The 1570-nt window shown below is 71.0% G+C and carries 3 protein-coding genes; all 3 read right to left on the reverse strand.

Translation table 11 applies throughout. The features are described from left to right. Positions 1 to 735 (reverse strand): Holliday junction branch migration DNA helicase RuvB (gene ruvB / locus DBR10_RS14085; protein WP_233243411.1); only part of this gene is annotated, 735 nt, incomplete at its 3' end. Then, positions 732 to 1349 (reverse strand): Holliday junction branch migration protein RuvA, encoded by a 618-nt coding sequence (gene ruvA / locus DBR10_RS14090; RefSeq protein WP_108503964.1) that lies wholly within the window; start codon positions 1347 to 1349, stop codon positions 732 to 734. The genes ruvA and ruvB, both read right to left, overlap by 4 nt. After that, positions 1346 to 1570, reverse strand: a 225-nt coding sequence (locus DBR10_RS20120) for a crossover junction endodeoxyribonuclease RuvC (protein WP_233243412.1), incomplete at its 5' end; no start/stop codon positions are given. The genes DBR10_RS20120 and ruvA, both read right to left, overlap by 4 nt.

The raw sequence follows: 1570 nt of genomic DNA on the forward strand, positions 1-1570 counted from the left end.
CTTGCGGTCGATGACGGTCGCGCCGTCAGCCTCGGCGAAGTCGCGGACCCGACGCAGCAGGCGCCCGGCCACGCGGGGCGTGCCCCGGGCCCGGGCGGCGATCTCGGCCGCACCGTCTTCCGACAGCGGCGCGCCCATCTTGCGGGCCGCGCCCATCAGGACGTGTTTCAGCTCGGCATGGGTATAGAATTCCAGCCGGATCGGGATACCGAAGCGGTCGCGCAGCGGCGTGGCCAGCATCCCCGCCCGCGTGGTCGCCGCCACCAGGGTGAAGGGGGCCAGATCGATGCGGATCGAGCGGGCCGAGGGCCCCTCGCCGATCACCAGGTCCAGCACATGGTCCTCCATGGCCGGATAGAGGATCTCCTCGACGTTCGATGACAGGCGGTGGATCTCGTCGATGAACAGGACGTCGTTGGCTTCGAGGTTGGTCAGGATCGCGGCGAGGTCGCCCGGCTTGTTCAGGACCGGGCCCGAGGTGGCGCGGAAGTTCACGCCCAGTTCGCGGGCGACGATCTGGGCCAGGGTGGTCTTGCCGAGGCCGGGCGGCCCGAACAGCAGCACATGGTCCAGGGCCTCGCCCCGGCCCTTGGCGGCCTCGATGAAGACGCGAAGATTGCCCTTGGCCTGCTCCTGGCCGACGAATTCCGCCAGGGTCTGGGGCCGCAGGGCCTTGTCGGCCGCAAACGGCGTGGCCTCGTGCGGCTGGGCCTCGCCGGAGATGATGCGGGTCATCGCCCCAGCTCCTGCAAACCAGCCTTGATCAACTGCTGCACCGTGGCCTCTTCACCCAGCTTCGCCGCCGCCGCCTCGACCACGCGGCGGGCATTCACCTCGGCGACGCCCAGACCCATCAGGGCCGCGACCGCGTCGCCGGTGGGGGCGGGTTTCGCCTTGGCCGGAGCCGAGCCCGAGACCGGCGCGGTCATCAGTACCGGTCCGTCGGTGATCGGCTTGTCCTTCAGCTCGGTGACGATCCGCAGGGCCAGCTTGGGACCGACGCCCGAGGCGCGGCCGACGGCGGCCTTGTCCTCGCGGGCGACGGCGCTGGCCAGTTCGGCCGGTGACAGCACGTCGAGCACGGCCATCGCGGCCTTGGGTCCGACGCCCTGGATGGCCTGCAGCAGCACAAAGGCCCGGCGATCCTCGCGGGTGCCGAAGCCGTACAGACGCAGGCCGGCGCTCTCGCTCCACTGGCTCTCGATATGCAGCAGGGCTTCCTCGCCCAGGGCCGGCAGGCGCGACAGGGTGCGCGCGCCGCAGCGGACGACATAGCCGACGCCCATGACGTCGATCAGGGCCTCTTCCTCGCCGACCTCGGCGACCGCACCTCTGAGACGACCGATCATGCGACCCTCCGGTTGGCGACGCGCAGATTGGCGTGAGTGATGGCGACGGCCAGGGCATCGGCGCAGTCGGCCGTGGTCTTGCCGGCCGTCGGCAGCAGGCGGGCGATCATGAAGCCGATCTGGGCCTTGTCGGCGGCTCCGGTGCCGACCACCGCCTTCTTGACCAGACGGGTCGAATACTCGGCTACCGGCAGGCCGGCCCGGGCCGGGGCGATCAGGGC

Source organism: Caulobacter sp. HMWF025 (assembly GCF_003060965.1).
Taxonomy (GTDB): Bacteria; Pseudomonadota; Alphaproteobacteria; order Caulobacterales; family Caulobacteraceae; genus Caulobacter.

What these genes read in the sequence shown, in the direction of transcription:
- ruvA (WP_108503964.1), bottom strand. Translation starts at nt 1,349, where the DNA reads ATGATCGGTCGTCTCAGAGGTGCGGTCGCCGAGGTCGGCGAGGAAGAG.